Source organism: Nonomuraea sp. NPDC049141 (assembly GCF_040648415.1).
GTDB lineage: Bacteria > Actinomycetota > Actinomycetes > Streptosporangiales > Streptosporangiaceae > Nonomuraea.
Map to the genome: position 1 here is coordinate 559,529 of NZ_JBEZDR010000006.1, position 19,574 is coordinate 579,102.

General features: G+C 70.1%; 19 protein-coding genes. 6 read left to right on the forward strand and 13 right to left on the reverse strand.

Annotated features, from left to right (window positions below):
- Positions 1 to 16: 16 nt before the first annotated feature.
- Positions 17 to 658: a hypothetical protein gene (locus AB0B91_RS21500; RefSeq protein WP_358322092.1), complete on the forward strand. Its 642-nt coding sequence runs from the start codon at positions 17 to 19 to the stop codon at positions 656 to 658.
- Between the two features lie 45 nt (positions 659 to 703).
- On the opposite strand, the gene AB0B91_RS21505 is transcribed toward AB0B91_RS21500, so the two are convergent.
- Positions 704 to 1,030: an STAS domain-containing protein gene (locus tag AB0B91_RS21505; protein ID WP_358322095.1), complete on the reverse strand. Its 327-nt coding sequence runs from the start codon at positions 1,028 to 1,030 to the stop codon at positions 704 to 706.
- 129 nt (positions 1,031 to 1,159) lie between these two features.
- The gene (locus AB0B91_RS21510; RefSeq protein ID WP_358322098.1) at positions 1,160 to 1,786 is read right to left on the reverse strand and encodes a helix-turn-helix domain-containing protein; all 627 of its coding nucleotides are present in this window, start codon (positions 1,784 to 1,786) and stop codon (positions 1,160 to 1,162) included.
- A 220-nt stretch (positions 1,787 to 2,006) separates the two neighbouring features.
- Here AB0B91_RS21510 and AB0B91_RS21515 point away from each other — a divergent pair, with 220 nt between their 5' ends.
- Positions 2,007 to 2,276 carry a hypothetical protein gene (locus AB0B91_RS21515; protein ID WP_358322101.1) on the forward strand — a complete coding sequence of 90 codons (270 nt, stop codon included), beginning with the start codon at positions 2,007 to 2,009 and terminating at the stop codon, positions 2,274 to 2,276.
- On the opposite strand, the gene AB0B91_RS21520 is transcribed toward AB0B91_RS21515, so the two are convergent.
- The 3 genes from AB0B91_RS21520 to AB0B91_RS21530 are packed head-to-tail and all read right to left on the reverse strand — an operon-like array spanning position 2,245 to position 5,478.
- Positions 2,245 to 3,135 carry a carbohydrate ABC transporter permease gene (locus tag AB0B91_RS21520; protein ID WP_358322104.1) on the reverse strand — a complete coding sequence of 297 codons (891 nt, stop codon included), beginning with the start codon at positions 3,133 to 3,135 and terminating at the stop codon, positions 2,245 to 2,247. The two genes, AB0B91_RS21515 and AB0B91_RS21520, sit on opposite strands and share 32 nt — an antisense overlap.
- Before the next feature lies 1 nt (position 3,136).
- Positions 3,137 to 4,063 (reverse strand): sugar ABC transporter permease, encoded by a 927-nt coding sequence (locus AB0B91_RS21525; RefSeq protein ID WP_358322107.1) that lies wholly within the window; start codon positions 4,061 to 4,063, stop codon positions 3,137 to 3,139.
- Positions 4,060 to 5,478, reverse strand: a complete 1,419-nt coding sequence (locus tag AB0B91_RS21530) for an extracellular solute-binding protein (RefSeq protein WP_358322110.1) — start codon at positions 5,476 to 5,478, stop codon at positions 4,060 to 4,062. Before AB0B91_RS21530 ends, AB0B91_RS21525 begins: the two co-directional genes overlap by 4 nt.
- Before the next feature lie 195 nt (positions 5,479 to 5,673).
- Between AB0B91_RS21530 and AB0B91_RS21535 the strand changes: the two genes are divergently transcribed.
- Together AB0B91_RS21535 and AB0B91_RS21540 are read left to right on the forward strand one after the other, a co-directional pair.
- The gene (locus AB0B91_RS21535; RefSeq protein ID WP_358322113.1) at positions 5,674 to 8,103 is read left to right on the forward strand and encodes a glycoside hydrolase family 3 N-terminal domain-containing protein; all 2,430 of its coding nucleotides are present in this window, start codon (positions 5,674 to 5,676) and stop codon (positions 8,101 to 8,103) included.
- On the forward strand, positions 8,087 to 9,103 hold the full coding sequence (locus AB0B91_RS21540) for a substrate-binding domain-containing protein (protein ID WP_358322116.1): 1,017 nt from the start codon (positions 8,087 to 8,089) through the stop codon (positions 9,101 to 9,103). The genes AB0B91_RS21535 and AB0B91_RS21540 overlap by 17 nt, the downstream gene beginning before the upstream one ends.
- Before the next feature lie 7 nt (positions 9,104 to 9,110).
- Here the strand turns inward: AB0B91_RS21540 and AB0B91_RS21545 are convergent, their stop codons facing one another.
- Positions 9,111 to 9,350 (reverse strand): hypothetical protein, encoded by a 240-nt coding sequence (locus tag AB0B91_RS21545; protein ID WP_358322119.1) that lies wholly within the window; start codon positions 9,348 to 9,350, stop codon positions 9,111 to 9,113.
- A gap of 42 nt (positions 9,351 to 9,392) precedes the next feature.
- Complete coding sequence (locus tag AB0B91_RS21550; RefSeq protein WP_358322122.1) at positions 9,393 to 9,710, reverse strand: hypothetical protein; 318 nt, start codon at positions 9,708 to 9,710, stop codon at positions 9,393 to 9,395.
- 142 nt (positions 9,711 to 9,852) lie between these two features.
- On the opposite strand from AB0B91_RS21550, the gene AB0B91_RS21555 reads away from it, so the two are divergent.
- Positions 9,853 to 11,082 carry a transposase gene (locus AB0B91_RS21555; protein ID WP_358322125.1) on the forward strand — a complete coding sequence of 410 codons (1,230 nt, stop codon included), beginning with the start codon at positions 9,853 to 9,855 and terminating at the stop codon, positions 11,080 to 11,082.
- Between the two features lie 403 nt (positions 11,083 to 11,485).
- Here AB0B91_RS21555 and AB0B91_RS21560 read toward each other — a convergent pair whose 3' ends face one another.
- The 6 genes from AB0B91_RS21560 to AB0B91_RS21585 are packed head-to-tail and all read right to left on the reverse strand — an operon-like array spanning position 11,486 to position 17,506.
- Entirely contained in the window at positions 11,486 to 11,680 is a 195-nt protein-coding gene (locus AB0B91_RS21560; protein WP_358322128.1) for a hypothetical protein, read from the reverse strand.
- A gap of 19 nt (positions 11,681 to 11,699) precedes the next feature.
- A complete protein-coding gene (locus AB0B91_RS21565) occupies positions 11,700 to 12,692 on the reverse strand; it encodes a LacI family DNA-binding transcriptional regulator (RefSeq protein ID WP_358322131.1) in 993 nt (330 codons plus the stop codon).
- The gene (locus tag AB0B91_RS21570) at positions 12,689 to 14,437 is read right to left on the reverse strand and encodes a glycoside hydrolase family 36 protein (RefSeq protein WP_358322134.1); all 1,749 of its coding nucleotides are present in this window, start codon (positions 14,435 to 14,437) and stop codon (positions 12,689 to 12,691) included. The genes AB0B91_RS21565 and AB0B91_RS21570 overlap by 4 nt, the downstream gene beginning before the upstream one ends.
- Positions 14,434 to 15,246, reverse strand: a complete 813-nt coding sequence (locus AB0B91_RS21575; RefSeq protein ID WP_358322137.1) for a carbohydrate ABC transporter permease — start codon at positions 15,244 to 15,246, stop codon at positions 14,434 to 14,436. The genes AB0B91_RS21570 and AB0B91_RS21575 overlap by 4 nt, the downstream gene beginning before the upstream one ends.
- Positions 15,243 to 16,163, reverse strand: coding sequence for a sugar ABC transporter permease (locus AB0B91_RS21580; protein ID WP_358322140.1), 921 nt, complete (start codon positions 16,161 to 16,163; stop codon positions 15,243 to 15,245). Before AB0B91_RS21580 ends, AB0B91_RS21575 begins: the two co-directional genes overlap by 4 nt.
- Entirely contained in the window at positions 16,160 to 17,506 is a 1,347-nt protein-coding gene (locus AB0B91_RS21585; RefSeq protein ID WP_358322144.1) for a sugar ABC transporter substrate-binding protein, read from the reverse strand. Before AB0B91_RS21585 ends, AB0B91_RS21580 begins: the two co-directional genes overlap by 4 nt.
- 217 nt (positions 17,507 to 17,723) lie before the next feature.
- Here AB0B91_RS21585 and AB0B91_RS21590 point away from each other — a divergent pair, with 217 nt between their 5' ends.
- Positions 17,724 to 19,268: an SDR family oxidoreductase gene (locus AB0B91_RS21590; protein WP_358322147.1), complete on the forward strand. Its 1,545-nt coding sequence runs from the start codon at positions 17,724 to 17,726 to the stop codon at positions 19,266 to 19,268.
- The last annotated feature ends 306 nt before the right edge of the window (positions 19,269 to 19,574 follow it).

Genomic DNA, 19,574 nt, shown 5'->3' on the forward strand with positions numbered 1-19,574 from the left:
TCGTTAGCGTCCCGGTATGTCACGACGATGGTTATTCGGTGCGGGCGCGGCGACCGCGGTCGCCGCGCTGCTGGTCACATCCTCTCCGGCGAGCGCGAACGCGAACACGGCGGCCCCGGCGGCCACTCCGGCGAAGGTGTCCAACACGTTGTTCCACGCATGGCTGCGGCGCGACCGCGCGGCGGCCGCGAAGGTGGCCACGCCTTCGGCGGTCAAGTCGATCTTCTCGTACGTCTACCGCGCACCCGACGAGTTCGCGGGCTGTGCGGGCAACACGTGCCGGTTCATCCACACCAGCGTCCGGGTGCCGGGCGGGCTCAACGGCCTGCTCATGATCGTCTCCGGGTCGAAGGTGACCACGGTCTACCAGTCGCGCCTCATAACCAAGCCGGCGGTGGTTGCCAAGCACCTGCTCACGGCGTGGCAGAAGGGCGACCGCAACCTCGGCCTCGAGGTCGCCACCCAGAAGGTGGTCACCAGGCTCTTCCGCACCAAGTACGACCCCAAGGGCGTGACGTACTACTTCCAGGGCTGCACGAAGGAGACGAAGGGCTATTCCTGCGCCTATTCCTACGATGGCGGCGCCATGCTGATGCACTTGAAGGGCTCGGTCAACCGAGGGTACGACGTCCAGTCGATCAGCTACCTCGCCGACTGACACAACGGGGGCCACCGACTTCGGTGGCCCCTTGCGCGTAGCGGGTCACAGCGCAATCGGCAGGCTGCGGTCCAGGCCGGACACGTGCAGGAGGCTGATCATGTGCGGGCGTGGACCGGCCAGGACGAGTGTGACGCCCTGCGCCCGGGCCCGGTGCTGGATGCCGACCAGGACGCCCAGGCCGACGGTGTCGCAGAACGACACCTCCGACAGGTCGATGATGAGCGTGCTGGTGCTGGTCAGCAGCGCGCCCATCAGGCTCTGGCGCAGCGCCTTGCTGGTGAAGATGTCGATCTCGCCGGCCAGGTGGACCGTGGTCTCGGCCGATTTTCGGCCGGCCCTGGGAAGCGGGATGGTGTGAGTGATGGTCATGATGTTCTCCCGCGTTGGCGTCATGGTGGCCGGGCCTGCCCAGGCCTCGAATGAACCCGCGAATGGTCGATCGCCGTGGGCGACGCTGACCTGAATGCCAACGCACGAGATGTCCTCGGTCACTTAAGTTTACCGCAATTCCAGTCCGGCATCCGGAATGAGGTCCTGGCGCGCATCTTTCCGCAGGTGCACGCCATCGATGGCGAGGGCGAGCAGCCGGTCCGCCTCGGCCGTGCCGTCGGGTTCCTGTTCGACGGCCAGGGAGATGGCGTTGACGAGTTTGAGCAGATCGGCGATGGCGATGTCGGAGCGTACGGCGCCTGCCCGGCGCGCGCTCGCGAGGAGTTCGTCGCCGGCGTTCACGATCATGGTGTGACAGGTGGCGCCCCAGGCCGGGTCGCCCTCGCGGGCGCCGCGGATCAGTGACGCCGCCAGCCCCCGGTTGGCGGTGGCGTGCGCGGCGACGGCACGGAGCCAGGCGACCAGCGCGGGCCCGGGGTCGAGGTCGGCGGCCAGGTCCCGCGACTTCGCGCAGAGCTCGGCCACCCGGTCCCGGAAGACGGCCTCCAACAGCGCCTGACGCGAAGGGAAGTGCCGGTGCAAGGTTGCCGAGCCGACCCCGGCGCGCCGGGCGATCTCCTCCAGGGAGGCCTCGGCCCCGTACTGGGCGATGGCGGCTCCGGCCGCGGCGAGGATCCGGTCGTGGTTGCGGCGCGCGTCAGCGCGGGGCGACCGTCCGGTGCTGGGGTAGGACACGGGTTCCTCCAGCGGGGTGCCAAATGGGGTGGTCCTCCATATTGTAACGCCACAGAAAACGGGGGCCTGGTGGTGGGGGCGACCGGCCTGCAGGGCCGCGCGGTGACGAAGCGACTGCTCGCCGACGGCTGACGGGTCCGGGCGCCGACCCGAGACCCGGCGGCCGCACCGGCGCGGGCCGGCACGACAGCGAGGTACTGCCGGTGAACGTGGTGAGCAAGTGGCGATGGACGACCTCGGCCTGTTCACCGCGCGGGCCTTCGCGGTGATCCGGCAGGCCGGCGAGGATGTCGGGTACGCCTGCGAGTGGCTCAACGAACGCGGCTACCGCGCCGACATCTCCCTCGCCCGCCGGCTGCACCCCGGGCTGCTGGACTTCCGCACCTGGCTCGCCCACACCGGCGCGGCGCGGATCGCGCAGTTCCTGGACGCGCCGCGCGCCGGACAAAAAGTGATGGTCACTTGCCGAACCCGGCCATCAGGCCGCTGAGGAGCTGGCGGCGGCCCACCACGTACAGGGTCAGGATCGGCAGGGTGGTGAGGACGACCGAGGCGAGCACCGCCGGCACGTTGATGCTGTACTGGCCCTGGAAGGACCAGAGAGCCAGCGGCAGGGTCCGCTTGTCAGGGCTCTGCGTGAGGATCAGCGGCAGCAGGAAGTTGTTCCAGATCGTCAGGGCGTTGTAGATCGTCACCGTCACCACGGCCGGCCGGGACAGGGGGAACGCCAGGCGCCAGAGTGTCCCCCACTCGCTGGCGCCGTCCAGCCGCATCGACTCGAACAACTCCTTGGGGACGTCGCGGATGAAGTTGGACAGGACCAGCACCGACAGCGGGATCGCGAAGGCTATCGACGGCAGGATCATCGCCAGCAGGGTGTCATAGAGGTGCAGCCGGATGATGATCAGGTAGATCGGGATGACCGTCGCCTGCAGGGGGATGGCCAGGCCCATGAGGAACAAGGAGTTCACCGACCGGAGATACCGGCCGGAGCCGCCCCGCACGATCGCGAAGGCCGCCATGAAGGAGACGGTCACCGCGGGGACCACCGCGCCGATGGTGACGATGAGGCTGTTGACGAAGTACTGCACGAAGTCGGACTCGATGACCATCCGGTAGCTGGCCAGGGTCGGCTCCGCCGGCGGCGCCAGCGGGTTGGTCGCGTAGTAGTTGCTCTGTGTCTTGAAGCTGGTGATGACGATCCAGTAGATGGGCACCACCACGATCACCAGCCAGAGCCACCCGGTCACGCCGCCCAGCCAGTTCCAGTGGCGGGCGACCGTGCGGCGTTCGTGCCGGGGTTGCTGGGCGCTGGTCCGCGCAGGGCGTGTGGTCAGGGTCGTCCCCATGTCAGGCCCCTTCCAACTGGCTGGTGTCGGACTTGCCGCCGCCGATCCGGCGGAGCAGCAGCGAGAGGGCGAGGCCCACGAAGACGAGGATGAGGGCGATCGCGCTGGCCGGGCCCATGAGGTTGGCTTGGAATCCCCGTTTGTACATGTCCAGGGCGAGCACCCGGGTGGCGTCGCCCGGACCGCCCGCGGTCAGCACGAAGATCAGGTCGAAGAAGGTCAGCGAGCCGACGACCACGAGGGTCGAGGACGTGATCATCGTGTACTTCAGCTGCGGCAAGGTGATACTGAAGAACTTGCGGATCCGCCCCGCGCCGTCCAGCTCGGCGGCCTCGTACATCGACCGCGGGATCTGCCGTACGCCGCCCTGATAGATCAGCGAGTGGAACGGGATGAACTGCCAGGACACCACGAAGACCACGACGCCGACGGCGAGGACGGGCCGGCCGAGCCAGTCCTGGGTGAGCAGCCCGATCTTCAGTCCGGCGCCGAGCCCGAAGTTGGGGTCGAGCAGCGCCTTGTAGGTGATGGCGATGGCCGCCGAGCTGAGCAGGAGCGGGATGAAGTACAGCACCGACAGCAGCGCGCGGTAGCGCTGGGCGCCGGCCAGGAACACCCCGAGCAGGATGCTCGCCGGTGTCTGCACCAACCAGGACAGGGCCATGATCAGGAACGTCACATACAGCGCGTGCGGCAGGCCGGGGTCGGCGAGGACGGCCTGCCAGCTGGTGAAGCCCGAGAAGTGGATGTCGCCGATCCCGTCCCAGGTGGTGAAGCTGAGCATGAGGACCCCGAGCAGCGGGACGACCCCGAAGCCGACGAAGAACACCAGAGCCGGAACGGTCAGCCACGCGAGGGACCCGTTGCGGGCCCCTCGCGTGTCGGCCTGCGGCGTCCCTCGCCCGTGGGAGGTCGGGAGCGCGGTCACTTGCCGATGACCGCGTTCATGTTCGACGTGAACTGCTGCGGCGAGATCGACAGCTGGAACAGCTTGGCGATGTTGTCGAGCAGCACCTCAGCCGCCGTGGGGCTGAGCGCCTGGTCCCAGGACTGGGCGAACGTCTTGGCATTGCTGGCGATGCCGTAGACGAACTTCAGCCACTCCGCGTCCTTCGAGGAGCCGAACGCACTGTCAGCGCCCTTGACGATCGGCACCGAACCGACGCCGACCCACGCCTTGACCTCTTCGTCCGAGAGCACCGAGGCGAAGAACTTCTTGGCGATCTCCTTCTGCTCCGGGCTCGCCTTGGAGGAGATCGACATGTACTGGCCGGGGTTGCCGACCGTGTCGCTGGGATCGCCCTTGCCGCCGTCGACCGGCGGGAAGTTCATGTAGCCGAGGCTGCCACCGGAGACGAAGTCGCCGCCGTCGGCGGACATGCTCCCGTACGTCCAGCCGCCGTGGAGCATCATCGCGGCCTTGCCGGTGTACAGCAGCGCCTGGTCGGCGTTGGAGTCAGCGGTGATCGAGGAGAAGCCCTTGATGAACCCGTTGGCCTTGATCAGGGCCTGCATCTTGGTCAGGGCGTCGATGGCGGCCGGGTTGGACCAGGCGTCCTTCTGACCGTCGAACACGGCCTGGAACACCTCGGAGCCGCCGATGCGGTCGAAGAGGAACTCCAGCCACATCATGTTCGTCCAGCGGGACTGCCCGCCGAGGGAGAACGGCGCGATGCCCTTGGCGTTGAACTTGGGCACCAGGTCCATGATGTCGCCCCATGACTGGGGCGGCTGGGCGCCGATCTGCTCGAAGAGCTTCTTGTTGTAGTACAGGACGATCGGCTGCACGGTCTCGCACGGCATCGCGTAGATCTTGCCGTCCACCGTCGCGGCCCCGAACGAGGACGGGAACAACCGGTCCTTGACCGCGGCGTTCTGCCCGAACCACGACGTGAGGTCCTCGACCTGGCCGGCCTGTACGTAGCTGCGCAGGCCGCCGCCACCCCAGCCCCAGATGATGGTGGGCGCCTGGCCGGCCCCGATCGCCGTCTTGATCTTCGTCTTGAAGGCGTCGTTCTGGAAGGTCGTCCCGGTGATCTGGCCGTTGGGGTTGGCCTTGTTGAACCGCTCCATGGCGGCGGTGCGGATGCCTTCCTGCGGCTGTGTGGAGAGATACCAATAAGTGGCCTTGGCGCCACCACCGCTGGCGGTACCGGGGCGGGTCGGGCCGGAGCTGCCGCAGGCGGCGAGCGCGGCGCCCAGGGGCAGGCCCATCGAGAGGCTGAGGAAGGTGCGGCGAGAGGTGTTCCTGGACTCCACGCTGATCTCCGTACTCGAATGCCGGGGGCTGCGCCGCGGCTCGTTGATCATCGGATGCGGTGGCCGGCGGTCGTGGATCAGCACCCCCGGATGCCTCTCCTCCAACCCGCCCATAAGTAGGTTCTCGAAACATTTGCGAAATGACCGCGCGGCCGTCAATCTAGATTTCGGCTGTTGACGTGTCAAGACCCAGTAATCCGCCTGCGACCCCTACGCGTAAAGATCATTCGACGGCGTCGAAACATTGCGAAACAATTGCGGGACTAAGGAGAGCGCCAGATGACAGCTGTAGATCGGACCCCCGCGGCGGACCGGATCCTGCGCCCGTGGCAGGACCGGACCCTGCCGGTGGCCGAGCGCGTCGAGGCCCTCCTTGCGGAGATGACCCTGGAGGAGAAGGTCGGCCAGCTCGGCAGCCGGTGGGTCGGCAACGACATGCGCGTCACCGACCAGCCTGATCCCGACCCTGAGGCGAGCATCAATGTGGCTCCCATGCAGGACGTGTTCGCCGCGTCCGGGACCATCCCCCTTGAGGAGGCGAGCCGTCACGGGCTCGGTCACCTGACCCGCGTCTTCGGCAGCGCGCCGGTGACCGCGCCGGACGGCGCCGCGGAGGTCGTCCGGCTCCAGCACGTGGTCGTCGAACGCTCCCGGCTCGGCGTTCCGGCGCTGGTGCATGAGGAGTGCCTCACCGGGTTCACGACCTACGGCGCGACCGTCTATCCCGCGGCGATCGCGTGGGGCGCGACGTTCGACCCCGAGCTCGTGCAGCGGATGGCCGCCGCCATCGGGCGGGACATGCGGGCCGTGGGCGTGCACCAGGGCCTGTCCCCCGTGCTGGACGTCGTGCGTGACTACCGCTGGGGCCGGGTCGAGGAGACGATGGGCGAGGATCCCTATCTCGTCTCGATGCTCGGCTCCGCCTATGTCCGTGGCCTGGAGAGCTCCGGGATCATCGCCACCCTCAAGCACTTCGCCGGATACTCGGCCTCGCGCGCGGCCCGCAACCACGGTCCCGTCCCGATGGGCCGCCGCGAGCTGATGGACATGATCCTGCCTCCGTTCGAGACGGCCATCGTTCTGGGCGGCGCGCGTTCGGTGATGAACTCCTACTCCGACGTGGACGGCGTCCCGGCCGCGGCCGACTCCTGGCTGCTGACCGACCTGCTGCGCGAGGAGTGGGGATTCACCGGGACCGTCGTCTCGGACTACTGGGCCGTCCCGTTCCTCGCGACCATGCACGAGGTCGCCGCCGACACCGGCGAGGCCGGCGTCCTGGCGCTCACCGCGGGCATCGACGTCGAACTCCCCGACACCCTCGGCTTCGGCGGGCACCTGGTCGAGCGGGTGCGGCGGGACGAGCTGCCGGAATCCCTGGTGGACCGGGCGGCGCGCCGCCTGCTCACCCAGAAGGCGGAACAGGGGCTGCTCGACCAGGACTGGACGCCCGAAGGCTCGGTGTCCGCGGCGGCCGCCGTGGACCTGGACTCCCCGGCCAACCGGGCGCTGGCCCGCGAGCTGGCCGAGCGGTCCATCATCCTGCTCGACGGCGGCACCACGCTGCCCCTGGACGGAACGGAGCCGCGCCGCATCGCGGTCGTCGGACCCTCCGCGGCCGAGCCGCGTGCCTTCATGGGGTGCTACGCCTTCCCCAACCACGTCCTGCCCCGCTACCCGGGCCTCGGGCTCGGCGTCGACGCGCCCAGCCTGCTCGACGCCCTGCGGACCGAGCTGCCGCAGGCCGAGATCGTCCACGAACGCGGCTGCGACGTGCGGGGCGAGGACCGCTCGGGTTTCGCCGCCGCGACGGCCGCGGCTCGCGAGGCGGACCTGTGCATCGCCGTCGTGGGCGACCTGGCGGGCCTGTTCGGGCACGGGACCTCGGGCGAGGGCTGCGACGCCGAAGATCTCCGGCTGCCCGGGGTGCAGGAGGACCTGCTGGCCGGCCTCGCCGCCACGGGGACACCGGTCGTCGTGGTCGTCGTCTCGGGCCGTCCGTACGCGCTGGGTGAGGTGCACGCCGGGGCCGCCGCGCTCGTGCAGGCGTTCATGCCCGGCGAGGAAGGCGCCGCGGCGATCGCCGGCGTGCTCTCCGGCCGGGTCCAGCCCGGTGGCAAGCTGCCCGTGCAGATCCCCCGCGGGCCGGGCGGGCAGCCGGGCACCTACCTGCAGCCGCCGCTGGGCGCGAACAGCCACGGCATCAGCAACCTCGACCCGACGCCGCTGTTCCCGTTCGGATACGGCAGCTCCTACACCTCCTTCGAGGTCGGCGACCTGCGCGTCAGCGACGCCGAGGTGCCCACCGACGGCGAGTTCACCGTGTCGGTCCGCGTCCGGAACACCGGTGGCAGAGCGGGTGAGGAGGTCGTCCAGTTGTACCTGCATGACGTTCTCGCCCAGGTCACCCGGCCGGTGCGGCAGTTGGCCGGGTTCGCGCGGGTGCGGTTGGAGGCCGGTACGAGCGCGGAGGTGCGGTTCCGCGTGCACGCGGACCGGACCGCCTTCACCGGCCGTGACCTGCGGCGGATCGTCGAGCCCGGGGACCTCGAGGTGCTCGTCGGCACGTCCGCGGCCGACCTGCCTTGCCGCGCCGTCGTACGGCTGACCGGCCCGCTGCGGGTCGTCGGACGGGGCCGGCGGCTCGTCACGCCCGTGGAGGTGAGCCCTGCCATGGGCGAACAGGAGGGCCGAGATGCCGGACAGTCCTAGGCGGGCCACGCTGGCCACCGTCGCGGCCTCGGCCGGCGTGTCCGTCGCGACCGTCTCCAAGGTGCTCAACGGCCGCAGCGACGTCGCCCCGGCGACCCGCTCGCTGGTGCAGTCGCTGCTGCAGCAGCACGCCTACGTCGCCCCGGCACCGCGCCGCGTCGAGGCGACCGCGTGCGCCACGATCGAAGTGCAGTTCGACACGGACTTCACCGCGTACTCCACCGAGATCATCCAAGGCGCGGTCGAAGCCGGGGCCGAGGTCGGCGTCGGGGTCGTCCTCAGCATCCGGCGGGGTGAGGACCGTACCGCCGCGTGGGCGCGCGACCTGATCTCCGCCGGGCGGCGGGCGCTGATCGCCGTGACCAGCGAACTGACCTCCCCGCAGTTGGCCGCCCTGTCCCGGGCCCGCCTGCCACTGGTCCTGATCGACCCGCTGAACCTGCCGCGCACCCGCGTGACCAGCATCGGCTCCACCAACTTCGCCGGCGGCCTCGCCGCGACCCAGCACCTGCTCTCCCTGGGGCACCGGCGCATCGCCTACGTCGGCGGGCCGGCGACCGCGGCCTGCAACCAGGCGCGAATGCACGGCTACCGCGCCGCCATGGAGGCGGCGGGGGTGCCCGTGCCCCCCGGCTACGTACGGGCGGGGCACTTCCGCTACCACGACGGCGTGGTCAACGGCGCGGCCCTGCTCGACCTGGCCCAGACGCCGACGGCGATCTTCGGGGGCAGCGACGAGACGGCCCTCGGGATCATGGAGGCCGCCCGCGCGCGAGGCCTGCGCATCCCGGAGGAGCTCAGCATCGTGGGCTTCGACGACACCCAGCTCGCCCGGATGGCCTCACCGCCGCTGACCACCGTCCGCCAGCCGCTGCGCGAGATGGGCGGCGTCGCCGTGCGTACGGCGCTGCGACTGGCGGCCGGGGAGAAGATCGACTCTCACCACGTCGAACTCGCCACCGAGCTGATCGTACGGGGGTCGACGGCGCCGGCACTCTGAGAACGGGTCAGCTCATGACCTTGACGGTGGCGGTGTGGCCGCCGGGCACCGGCACCAGGGCGACGGTGTACCTGACTCCGTCGATCACCTTGGGCAGGCCCGGGACGCGGTGGCCGTTGACCTCCAGCCACGGACGCCCGCCCTCGAAGCGAGCCTCCCAGATGCGCGGCGTACGCGAGCCGTTGGTGAAGGTCGTGGACGTGTGCCCGTCGTGCCGTACGGTCACCGTGCCGTCGCCCACGGGCACCCCGGCCACCTGGAGCCAGCCGATGTCGGCGGGCAGCCGCGACTAGGTGGCGACGGTGTGCCGCGGCGCGTCCGGCTGGATGCCCATGAGCCCCTCTACGGTCTGGCTGACCAGGGTGAACGACACCTCCGGGTAGTCGCCGTTCAGTCCCTGGCGGCTGTTGGCGTGCCTGGTCTCGCGCTGCTCGTAGACGTACCTCATCCACTTCCAGGCGGTCTCGTCGCGGTTGTGCCGGAAGAACGCGTCGGGCAGGTACGTGATCGCCTCGATGTTGCCCGGCCGGCCCGCGCCGGTCGCCTCGGCGTCGACGAAGTCGAGGTAGGCGTCGTGGCGCGGCCCGGCGTCGATGATGCCTTTCATCTGAATGGTGGCGCAGAGACCCGGTCCTTCAGCTTCAGGGCCGGGAGGAGCGCCACCCCTCCTTTCGATAACAGTATGGAAAGTCTCGGTCACCTTCGGTAACATGTGCGGTCGGTGAGGGCGCTGTGACAGGAGGTGCGTGATGGCGATCCGCCGCTCCGCCACCAAACGCCACGGCCTGCCCACGGTCGTACAGCTGCGGCTCACGCCCGCCCCGGCTCAGGCCGACGCGCTGGCCGCGGCGGTGCTGCTGTGCAATCAGGCGGCCACCATCGTGTCCCGGCTGGCCTGGCAGCATCGTGTGTTCGCGGTGGTGGAGTTGCATCGGCTGGCCTATTACGAGGTGCGGGCGCAGGTGGCCGGGTTGGGCGCGCAGGCGGCGGTGCGGGCGATCGCCCGGGTCGCCGGCGCGTACGCCAGCCGGCGCGCCAGCAAGAAACGCGCCCACATCTTCCGCCCGCACGGCGCTGTCCCCTACGACGCCCGGCTGATGAGCTGGAATCGTGATGCCCGGACGGTGTCGTTGTGGACTCCCACCGGCCGTGTCGCCGTGCCCTACATCGGTCGGCCGGAAGATCTCAAGGCCGTGGACGTGCTGCCGGTGGGAGAGGCTGATCTGATCTGCCGACGCGGGGTGTGGTTGCTGCAGGTCGCCGTCACCCTGCCTGCACCGGCGGTGCGGGAGCCGGTCGGCGGCTTTCTCGGGGTGGATCAAGGAGTGGTGAACCTGGCGGTCACCTGCGACGGCGCGGTGCTGCCCGGCCCCGCCTTGCCCGGGCCGATCGACGGTAACGGTCACGTGCGCACCCTGCGGGAGCGACGGCACCGGCAACGCCGCCGCCTGCAGAAGAAGGGCACCTCGGCGGCGCGGCGGGTGCTGCGTCGCCTGTCCGGGCGTGAACACCGGATGATGAGCGACCTCAACCACCAAATCAGCACGTTTGTGGTGCGTGAAGCCGAACGCACCGGCCGCGGGATCGCCCTGGAAGACCTCCAGGGTATCCGCGGCCGGGTCAGGGCTCACCGGCTCCAGCGACGCACCCTGCACAACTGGACGTTCGCCCAGCAGATCACGTTCACCCGCTACAAGGCCGCCCGTGCCGGGGTCGCGTTTGTTTTGGTCGACCCTGCGTATACGTCGCAGGCGTGCCCGGGGTGCGGGTGTGTGTCCAGGGCGAACCGGCCGGCGCGGGGCCGGTTCGCCTGCACCCGGTGCGGCCTCGCTGGGCACGCCGACCACATCGCAGCCCGCAACATCGCCACACGCGGCGCAGCGGGCTGGGCTGCCATCAACCAGCCACACGCTACCGGCCTCCCCTCACCCAGACGGGACCGCGAGAGCAAACCACCGGCTTCAACCGGTGGTAGTTGATCGGCATGAACCAGCTGTTCTCCTTGCCGAAGCCGGTCAGCGTGGTCCGTCTACCGTGTACGCGCGGACGAACTCATCGGAGCCCGGCTGCACGCTCCAGATCTGGTTGAAGTACGCCTTGAGGTCGCGGGCCTGCTTGGCCGCCTTGGGTGAGTCTTGAGGTCGAGCTTGTCGAGCGCGAGCTGGGCCAGGGCCGGGTACGCCTGGTACTGGGCGCCGATCGCGTCGCCAGCCTCGGGCAGGGGCTCACCGCTGACCTCGTTGTAGCTGGCCGCGCCCTGGAAGACGCCCTTGCCTGTGCCCTCGGCGACCTTTACGCGACCGTTGGGAGCTGCCTGTCGTGCAAAGTGACGAAGTCGTCGGTCGCGTGCTGGTAGTAGGACCAGAACACCGGGTCGTCGAGCTAGGCCCGGTCGCCGGTCCATCTGAACGCCTGATTGGCCTTCTCCACCAGCAGGAACGTGGCGGACAGCTCACGGACGGAGTTGGTGGGCGAGCGGTAGTCGATGGCGAGGTAGGTCTTGGCGTCGAAACTTAGGGGCCAGACCGGGAAGTATTTGTGCTCCTCTGTCGCCGAGGCTGCGAAGGACCGGAACATGTTCTTGTCACAGATGACTTCAGTGGCGCGGCGGCGCGGTGGACCCCCGTACCACCAGCTCCGGGGTGAACAGCAGCTCGCCCTTGGGCACCTCGCGGTTGCCCACCAGCGCGATGACGCTCCGCGCCACCTCCTTGGCCAGCCGGTCGATCGGCTGGCGCACGGTGGTCAGCGGCGGATCCACGAACTCCATGATCATCGACCCGTCGTGCCCCACGACGGACACGTCCGCGGGCACCCGGAGCCCCTCCCTGCGCACCGCCCTGATCGCCCCGAGCGCCATGAAGTCGCTGGCCGCGACGACCGCCGTCACGCCCCGCCCGAGCAGCTCGGCCGTCGCCGACTGGCCGCCCTCGATCGTGTAGTGCTGCCTGACCACCAGCGAGCCGGTGTCCTCGACGCCCCGGCGCTCCAGCGCGGCCCGGAACCCCGCCACCCGCCGGTCGGCCGGCCGGTTGCCGGCGGGGCCCGAGGCCAGCCCGATCCTGCGGTGGCCCAGCGACCAGAGGTGGTCGACGGCCAGCTCGGCCGACAGCTGGTCGTCGGTCGACAGCACCGGCATGTCGTGCCCGTCGAAACCGCCGTTGACCCCGACGAACGGGATTCGCCGCGCGGCCAGCACGTCGCAGGTCTCGGGATCGGCGTCGTCGAGCGTGTTGCTGGCCGACAGGAACACCACCGCGGCCACGCCGTGCTCGGCCAGCGCGGAGACGAACTCGCGCTCCTGGATGCCGCCGGGCATAGCCGGGCAGATCACTCCCTTGAGCCCGTGCGGTGCCAGCGCGGCCTCGATGAGCTCGGCCACGTCGGTGAAGAACGGGCTGGACAGCCCCGGCGTGATCACCGCGACGAGCTGGCCGCGGGTGGAGCGCTCGTAGCCCAGCTCGGCCATGGCCCGCTCGACCGCCTCGCGGGTCTTGGCCGACACCCCGGCGCGCCGGTTGACGACCCGGCTGACGGTGGCCTCGCTCACCTCGGCCATGGCCGCCACCTCGGTGATGCCGATCTTCACCGCGTCACCTCCAGATCAGCCTGTCCCGAGGGCGGGACGTCGAGCACGCACAGGCCCGGCCCCAGCCGCCGGTCCGACGGCTCGATCCTAGAGCCGGAGTCGTCCACCCTGGAGCCGTCCGCGGCGAAGATCGCGGCCACGTCGAAGGTCCCGCCGCCGACCTCCAGCACGAGCCGATCCGACGCGGTGCCGTTGACCACGGTGATCTTGGCGTGCCGGGCGGCGTCGACCGTGACCACCCGGTCGGCGGTCACGCTGATCACGCACCGGTCGCCGAGCGAGGCGCGCACGACCGGGTAGAGCTCGTCCGGGCGGCCGGGCTCGACCTCTCCGTCCAGCAGCACCGGCCGCAGCTCCCGCCAGCGCCGCAACCAGAACGCCACCATCCGGCGGTGCTCGCCGCTCAGCTCGCCCAGCCGCGCCGAGATCTGCGGCACGGAGTGCAGCGCGCCGATCAGCTGGCGGGCGGCGGCCCGCGCGGGGGCGGCGGGGTCCCACATGAGCATGTCCGCGTGTACGGCGCCGGCCCCGGCCAGGAGCCCGATGTCGATGGTCCGCACCCGGTTGGCCACCGCGTCGGCCGGGCAGTCGTTGGCGCGGAGCATGGTGCCGAACGGCGTCATGCCCGGCCCCACGTACGGCTGGCGGAGCTCGATCAGCGCGCCGGGCCGCACCGCCTCGACCTCCGCGACCAGCTCGGCGAGCAGGGCCCGCATGGCGGTGCCCACGTCGGCGAGGTCGCCGGGCGAGGGTGTGCCCGCGTAGGTCATCGCCGTGTCCAGGAAGTCGATCTTCAGCCCGTCCAGCCCGTACTCCCGGACGAGCCTGACGCAGGTCCGCACGACGTGCTCGCGCACCTCGGGGATGCGCGGGTCGAGCACGTGCGCGCCGGGCACTCCCCCGGTCTCGGGGGCGTACGCGGCGAGCGCGGGGAAGCACTCGGCCTCCGTGCCGAGCAGCAGCGGGGCCACCCAGGCGACGTAGTTCAGCCCCAGCTCACGGACCCGGCCCACATGCCCCGCGAAGTCCGGAAATTTCGTTAGATCGGGGCGCCAGTCACCCACTCCGTGGTATCCACGCCGGTTGCCCAGCTCCTGCCAGCCGTCGTCCAGGATGATCGTCCCGCAGCCCAGCTCGGCCGCCAGCCCCGCCTCCGCCTCCACGGCCGACGCCTCGACCGCCTGGTTGAAGCCGTACCAGGTCGAGTAGACCGGCACCCGCGCCCCCTCCGGCACCGCGACCGGTCCCGCCCCCAGCGCGCCGCGCACCTTGCGCAGGGCGGTCGCGACCGTCGGCGAGGTGCGGGCGAAGGCCATCCGGTACGGCGAGCGTCCCGCGGGCACGCGCAGGTGGACCACGAACGTCTTGTTCTCCTCCGACACCCCGTAGCGCATGGTGGTCTCGGGCACCGGGTCCAGTGCGGCGAAGGTCAGCATGGACGCGCCGCCGCTGTCGTACAGGCAGCCGGCCACGGCGCCGCTCACCAGCGAGACCCGCGCGAGCCCCGCCCAGTCGGCGACGATCGTGCGGGTCCACCCGGCGTCAGGGTGCCAGAAGCCGGCCGCGTCGCCGAGCGGGACCGACAGCCTGATCTCCAGGTCGCCGTCGGAGTGGATCTCCAGCACATCGGCCGACCACTCGTGACGAACCACGGCGCCCGGTGTGTGCGTCAGGACGGCCAGCCGTACGTCGTCGAGCAGGGGCTCGGTGGGCGCGGGCGCGAGCCCGGCGGTCGTGACGCTCACTCTTTCACAGCTCCCGCGAGAAGTCCGGAGATGAAATGGCGTTGCAGCAGCAGGAACAGGACCGCCATCGGGATCGCGGCGACGGCGGTGCCCGCGAGGATCGCGCCGAAGTCGGTCTCGTTGGCGCCCTGCATGGACGCGATGGCCAGCGGGATCGTGTAGGCGTCACGCGTGCGCAGCGCGATGAGCGGCCAGACGAAGTCGTTCCACTGGTAGAGGAAGAGGTAGATGCCGAGCGCCGCGAGCGCGGGCCGCATCGGCGGCAGCACCACCCGCCAGAACAGCCGCAGCTCGCCGCAGCCGTCGACGCGCCCGGCCGAGAGCAGCTCGTCGGGCAGCGCCGACATCGACTGCCGCATGAGGAAGATCCCGAACGGCAGGGCCAGGTTGGGCAGGATGATCGCCTGGTAGGTGTTGAGCCAGTCGAGCGCCAGCATCATCTTGAACAGCGGCACCAGCGTCACCTGGCTGGGGATGACCAGGCCCAGCATGAGCAGCCCGAACATCAGCTCCCTGCCGCGGAAGCGGTATTTCGCGAAGCCGTACCCGGCCATGGTGCACACCAGCCCCGCGAGCAGGGTGTAGACGGTGGCGATCAGGGTGGAGTTGAGCACGACCCTGCTGAAGCCGATGGTCGACTCCAGCGTGGCCAGGTTGTCCAGCACGTGCCCGCCGGGCAGCAGCGGCGGCGGGTTGCCGAACACCTCGGCGGTGCTGTGCGTACTGGCGACGACCAGCCAGTAGAACGGTGCCAGGACCACGGTGACCGTGATCAGCAGCGACGACGTGAGCATCAGCCGGCGGGTCACGACCGGTCTCCCAGGAAGCGGAACTGCGCCATGCCGAGCAGCCCGATGATCACGGCGAGCGCGTAGGCGATGGCCGAGGCGTAGCCGAAGTCGAAGTACTTGAAGCCGTTGTTGTACAGGTACAGCCCCACGGTCAGCGTGCTGTTGACGGGGCCGCCGTTGGTCATGACGTACGGCTCGTCGAAGAGCTGGAGGGTGCCGATCGTGGACAGGATGAGCGTGAGCAGGATGACCGGGCGCAGTCCCGGCAGCGTGACGTGCCGGAACTGGTGCCAGGCGCCGGCTCCGTCCACGGCGGCCGCGTCGTAGTGGTCCTGCGGCAGCGACTGCAGCCTGGACAGGTAGATCACCGCGTTGTAGCCCGTGTAGTGCCAGGTCAGCGCGAGGCCGATGGCGATGCGGGCCCACAGCGTGTCGGTCAGCCACGGGATCGCAGCGACGCCGACCAGTCCGAGCGCCCAGTTGACCAGGCCGAACTGCGGGTTCAGCAGCACCGCGAAGAGCAGCCCGTACGCCACCAGACCGGTGACCATCGGCATGAAGAACCCGAGCCTGATGAACCCTCGGAACCTCAGCAGCCGCGAGTTGAGCGCCACCGCCAGCCCGATCGCCAGCGCCAGCATGATCGGCACCTGGACGAGCAGGATGACCGCGGTGTTGCGCAGCGCGGTCCAGAACAGCGGGTCGGCGACCAGCCGCTCGTAGTTCCCCGCTCCCGCGAAGGTCTGCAGCGCGCCGTCCGTCCTGAACAGGCTCAGCCAGAACGACCACACGATCGGGTACAGCTTGAACGCGGCGAACAGGGCCAGCGCGGGCAGCACGAACAGGTACGGCGCGAGCCCCCTCCCCTGCCACCCACGGACGGGCACGCGACGGCCCGGCGGAACAGTGGCCACCCGCTCGGTGACGGCGGTCACCGCAGCACCTTGCGCCCGGTCTGCTGGGCGATCAGGTCGGCGGCCTCCTTGAGCACGGTGGCCGGGTCGGCGCCCTTGAGCAGCACCTTGGTCTGGGCGTCCGTAACGGCCTTGAGCGCGCGGGGGTAGTCGGCGGAGTAGTTGGTCACGTAGGAGGGCCGCTTGAGCGCGTCGAGGAAGACCTCGCCCTTCTTCTGGCCGCTGAAGAACGCGGACGTCTCGTGGAAGATCGGGTCGTCGTACGCCGACATGAGGGCGGGCGCGATGCCTTTCCCGCGATAGATCGCGACCTGGCTCTCCGGCCGGGTGAGCACGAACTCGGCGAACGCGTACGCGGCCTCCCTGACCTTGCTGGTGCCCGCCACGGCCAGGTGCGTGGAGTTGACCGTCGCCGACACCTTGCCGCCCGCCGTGACGGCGGGTGGGAGGCGGACCTTCCACTTGCCCTTCTGGTCGGGCACGTTCTCCTCGACGACACCGCCGAACCAGGTGGGCATGGACTGGACCGCGACCTTGCCGCTCTTGAGCTGGCTGATCATCGTGTTCCAGCCGCCCGACATGTCGGCGACCAGGCCGGCGTCGTTGAGCCGCTTGATGATCGTCATCGCGGTGACCGCCTGCGGCGAGTCGAGCGTGACGTTGCCCTGCATGTCGAAGTAGAAGGTGTCCTGGAGCTGGAGCAGCATCTGGAAGAAGTTGGCGGAGTCGGCCTGGGAGGCGGGCTTGTCGATGCCGAGCAGTTGGACGCCGGTTTTCTTCTTGAGCTCGACCCCGGCCTCGATGACCTCGTCCCAGGTCTTCAGGGCCTCCGCGTCGATCCCGGCCTTCTCGAACAGGTCGGCCCGGTAGTAGAAACCGGCCGAGTTGGCCTCCCACGGCAGCGCGTAGACCTTGCCGTCGCGGCTGACGGTCTCCCACATCCCCTGGGCGAACTCCGTCTTGTGCCGGTCGGCGCCGAGCGGCACGAGGTCGGCCAGGCCGCCGGGGAACTTCTCGATGTAGGCGGGCAGGTAGTCGACGCCGATGTGCAGGACGTCGCCGAGCCCCTGACCGCCCGCGGCCATCCCGGCGGTGATCTTGTCCCAGATGGCCGGATTGCCGATGTCCTGGACATCGACCTTGATGCCGGGGAACTGCTTCTGGAAACCGGGCACGAGCTCTTTCATCATCGCGGCCGGGCCCTGCCAGCTCCAGACGGTGACGTTGCCCTTGGCGGCCGTGCCGGTCGGACCCGCCGGAGCGGCCGCCGGGGCGGCGCCGCCACCACCGCAGGCGGACATCGCGGCCCCACCGGCGGCCAGGGCACTGAGCTGGAGGAATCGGCGTCGGTCGAGGTGGGCCATGGTCGAACTCCTGGGGGATGAGGAGGTTTGGCCTGTTGCCGCGTGACGTTACATCCGCGTTTCGCGCGCTTGCAATACTTCAGCGAAAACTTTCAGGCAGAAACCGGAAGTCTGACGCAAGCTACGGACACCCTGCCGCTCTCCGCCCTCAAGGCATGAGGACGGAGTGACAGGGAACGGAGCAGGTCAGAGGGCTGCGGACGGCGAGGGAGCGTCGATGGCGCACTGCCTGGTCACGGGGGCGACCGGTTACATCGGGGGACGGCTGGTCCCCGAGTTGCTGGCCGCCGGTCACGACGTCCGGTGCATGGTGCGCTCGGCGGCGAGGCTGCGCGACCTGCCCTGGGTCGGGCGGAGCGAGGTCGTCGAAGCGGATGCCACCGATCCCGAGCGAACGTTCCAGGCTCTGCGAGGGGTCGAGGTCGCCTACTACCTGATCCACGCCATGGGCACCGCCGGCCGATTCGCCGACCGGGATCGTCTGGCCGCGCGCACGTTCGCGGCGGCGGCCGAGCGGGCGGGCGTGCGGCGGATCGTCTACCTCGGCGGGCTCACCGGCAACCCCACCGCCGGACCCACCGCCGGACCCACCGCCGGACCCACCTCCGACCTCACTGACGATCTCACCGCCGGCCAGAAGCTCTCCCCGCACATGCGCTCGCGCGCCGAGGTGGGCGAGATCTTCCTGCGGGCGGGCGTACCGGCGGTGGTGCTGCGCGCCGCAGTGATCATCGGTTCCGGTTCCGCGTCGTTCGAGATGCTGCGCCATCTCACCGAACGGCTGCCGGTCATGACGACCCCACGCTGGGTACGCAGCTCCACGCAGCCCATCGCCGTACACGACGTGCTGCGCTGTCTCGTGGCGTGGGCCGCCGTCCCCGGCAGCGTGAACAGGGGCTTCGACATCGGCGGCCCCGACGTGCTGACCTATGCCGACATGATGCACGGCTACGCGTCCGTGGCCGGTCTGCCTCCGCGGGTGATCATCCCGGTGCCGGTGCTCACCCCCAAGCTGTCCAGCCTCTGGGTCGGCCTGGTCACCCCGGTGCCCGCGAGCATCGCGCGTCCGCTGGTCGAGTCCGTGCGGAACGCGGCCATCTGCCACGAGCACGACATCGCCCGTTACGTACCCGATCCGGAGGAGGGGCTGATCGGGTTCCGCCAGGCCGTCTCCCTGGCCCTCATGAAGATCAAGGAGGCCGACGTCGCCACCCGCTGGTCCTCGGCGTCCACCCCGGGCGCGCCCAGCGATCCGCTGCCGACGGACCCTGGCTGGGCCGGTGGCAGCCTTTACATCGACCGCCGCGGCACCCCGGTGGACGCGAGTCCCGAGGCCCTGTGGCGGGTCATCGAGGCCATCGGCGGCGAGAACGGCTGGTACTCCCTGCCTGTCGCGTGGCGCCTGCGCGGCCTGCTCGACCGGCTCGTCGGCGGCGTGGGGCTGCGGCGCGGCCGACGCGACCCCGACCGGCTGCGCGTGGGCGACTCGGTCGACTTCTGGCGGGTGGAGGAGCTGCTGCCGGGCCGGCTGCTGCGCCTGCGCGCCGAGATGCGGCTGCCCGGCCTCGCCTGGCTGGAGCTGGGTGTCAGCGTGGCGCAGGGCCGCACGTTCTACACGCAGCGGGCGATCTTCCATCCGCGCGGGCTGCTCGGCCACCTGTACTGGTGGGCGATCTCGCCGTTCCACGGGCTGATCTTCGGACGGATCCCGGTCAACATGGCCGCCGCGGCAGCGCGGTCGGAACGGTTCAGCTCCAGGTAGCTCGCCCCGCCACCAGCGACAGGCCGGTTAACGGTACTCCAACGTTGACCGGCCCGGCGGCGGCGCCATGACGACCAGTGTCAGGAATAGACCAACGCCCGCTTTGCCGCTCGGCAAACCTGGCCATTTATGGACCAACCGGACGCTGTCACCGTCAAGGTGCCCGCCCTCCTCGCCCCCGACGAGGCCCCCCACTCGGGTCCGCGTCACCAGCCGCAAAGTAACGCTCTGTAAGCAACGTTGTGCGATTTGGCCATGGATTCCATTGCGAGCCTGGCCGCAAAGTAGCAAAGCGTTATGTCTCTG

Excerpts from the sequence above, each read along its gene's own strand:
- AB0B91_RS21500 (WP_358322092.1), top strand. The coding sequence starts at position 17 with ATGTCACGACGATGGTTATTCGGTGCGGGCGCGGCGACCGCGGTCGCC.
- AB0B91_RS21590 (WP_358322147.1), top strand. The coding sequence starts at position 17,724 with ATGGCGCACTGCCTGGTCACGGGGGCGACCGGTTACATCGGGGGACGG.
- AB0B91_RS21585 (WP_358322144.1), bottom strand. The coding sequence starts at position 17,506 with ATGGCCCACCTCGACCGACGCCGATTCCTCCAGCTCAGTGCCCTGGCC.
- AB0B91_RS21560 (WP_358322128.1), bottom strand. The coding sequence starts at position 11,680 with ATGTTCCGGTCCTTCGCAGCCTCGGCGACAGAGGAGCACAAATACTTC.
- AB0B91_RS21540 (WP_358322116.1), top strand. The coding sequence starts at position 8,087 with ATGCCGGACAGTCCTAGGCGGGCCACGCTGGCCACCGTCGCGGCCTCG.
- AB0B91_RS21505 (WP_358322095.1), bottom strand. The coding sequence starts at position 1,030 with ATGACCATCACTCACACCATCCCGCTTCCCAGGGCCGGCCGAAAATCG.
- AB0B91_RS21550 (WP_358322122.1), bottom strand. The coding sequence starts at position 9,710 with ATGAAAGGCATCATCGACGCCGGGCCGCGCCACGACGCCTACCTCGAC.
- AB0B91_RS21555 (WP_358322125.1), top strand. The coding sequence starts at position 9,853 with ATGGCGATCCGCCGCTCCGCCACCAAACGCCACGGCCTGCCCACGGTC.
- AB0B91_RS21520 (WP_358322104.1), bottom strand. The coding sequence starts at position 3,135 with ATGGGGACGACCCTGACCACACGCCCTGCGCGGACCAGCGCCCAGCAA.
- AB0B91_RS21535 (WP_358322113.1), top strand. The coding sequence starts at position 5,674 with ATGACAGCTGTAGATCGGACCCCCGCGGCGGACCGGATCCTGCGCCCG.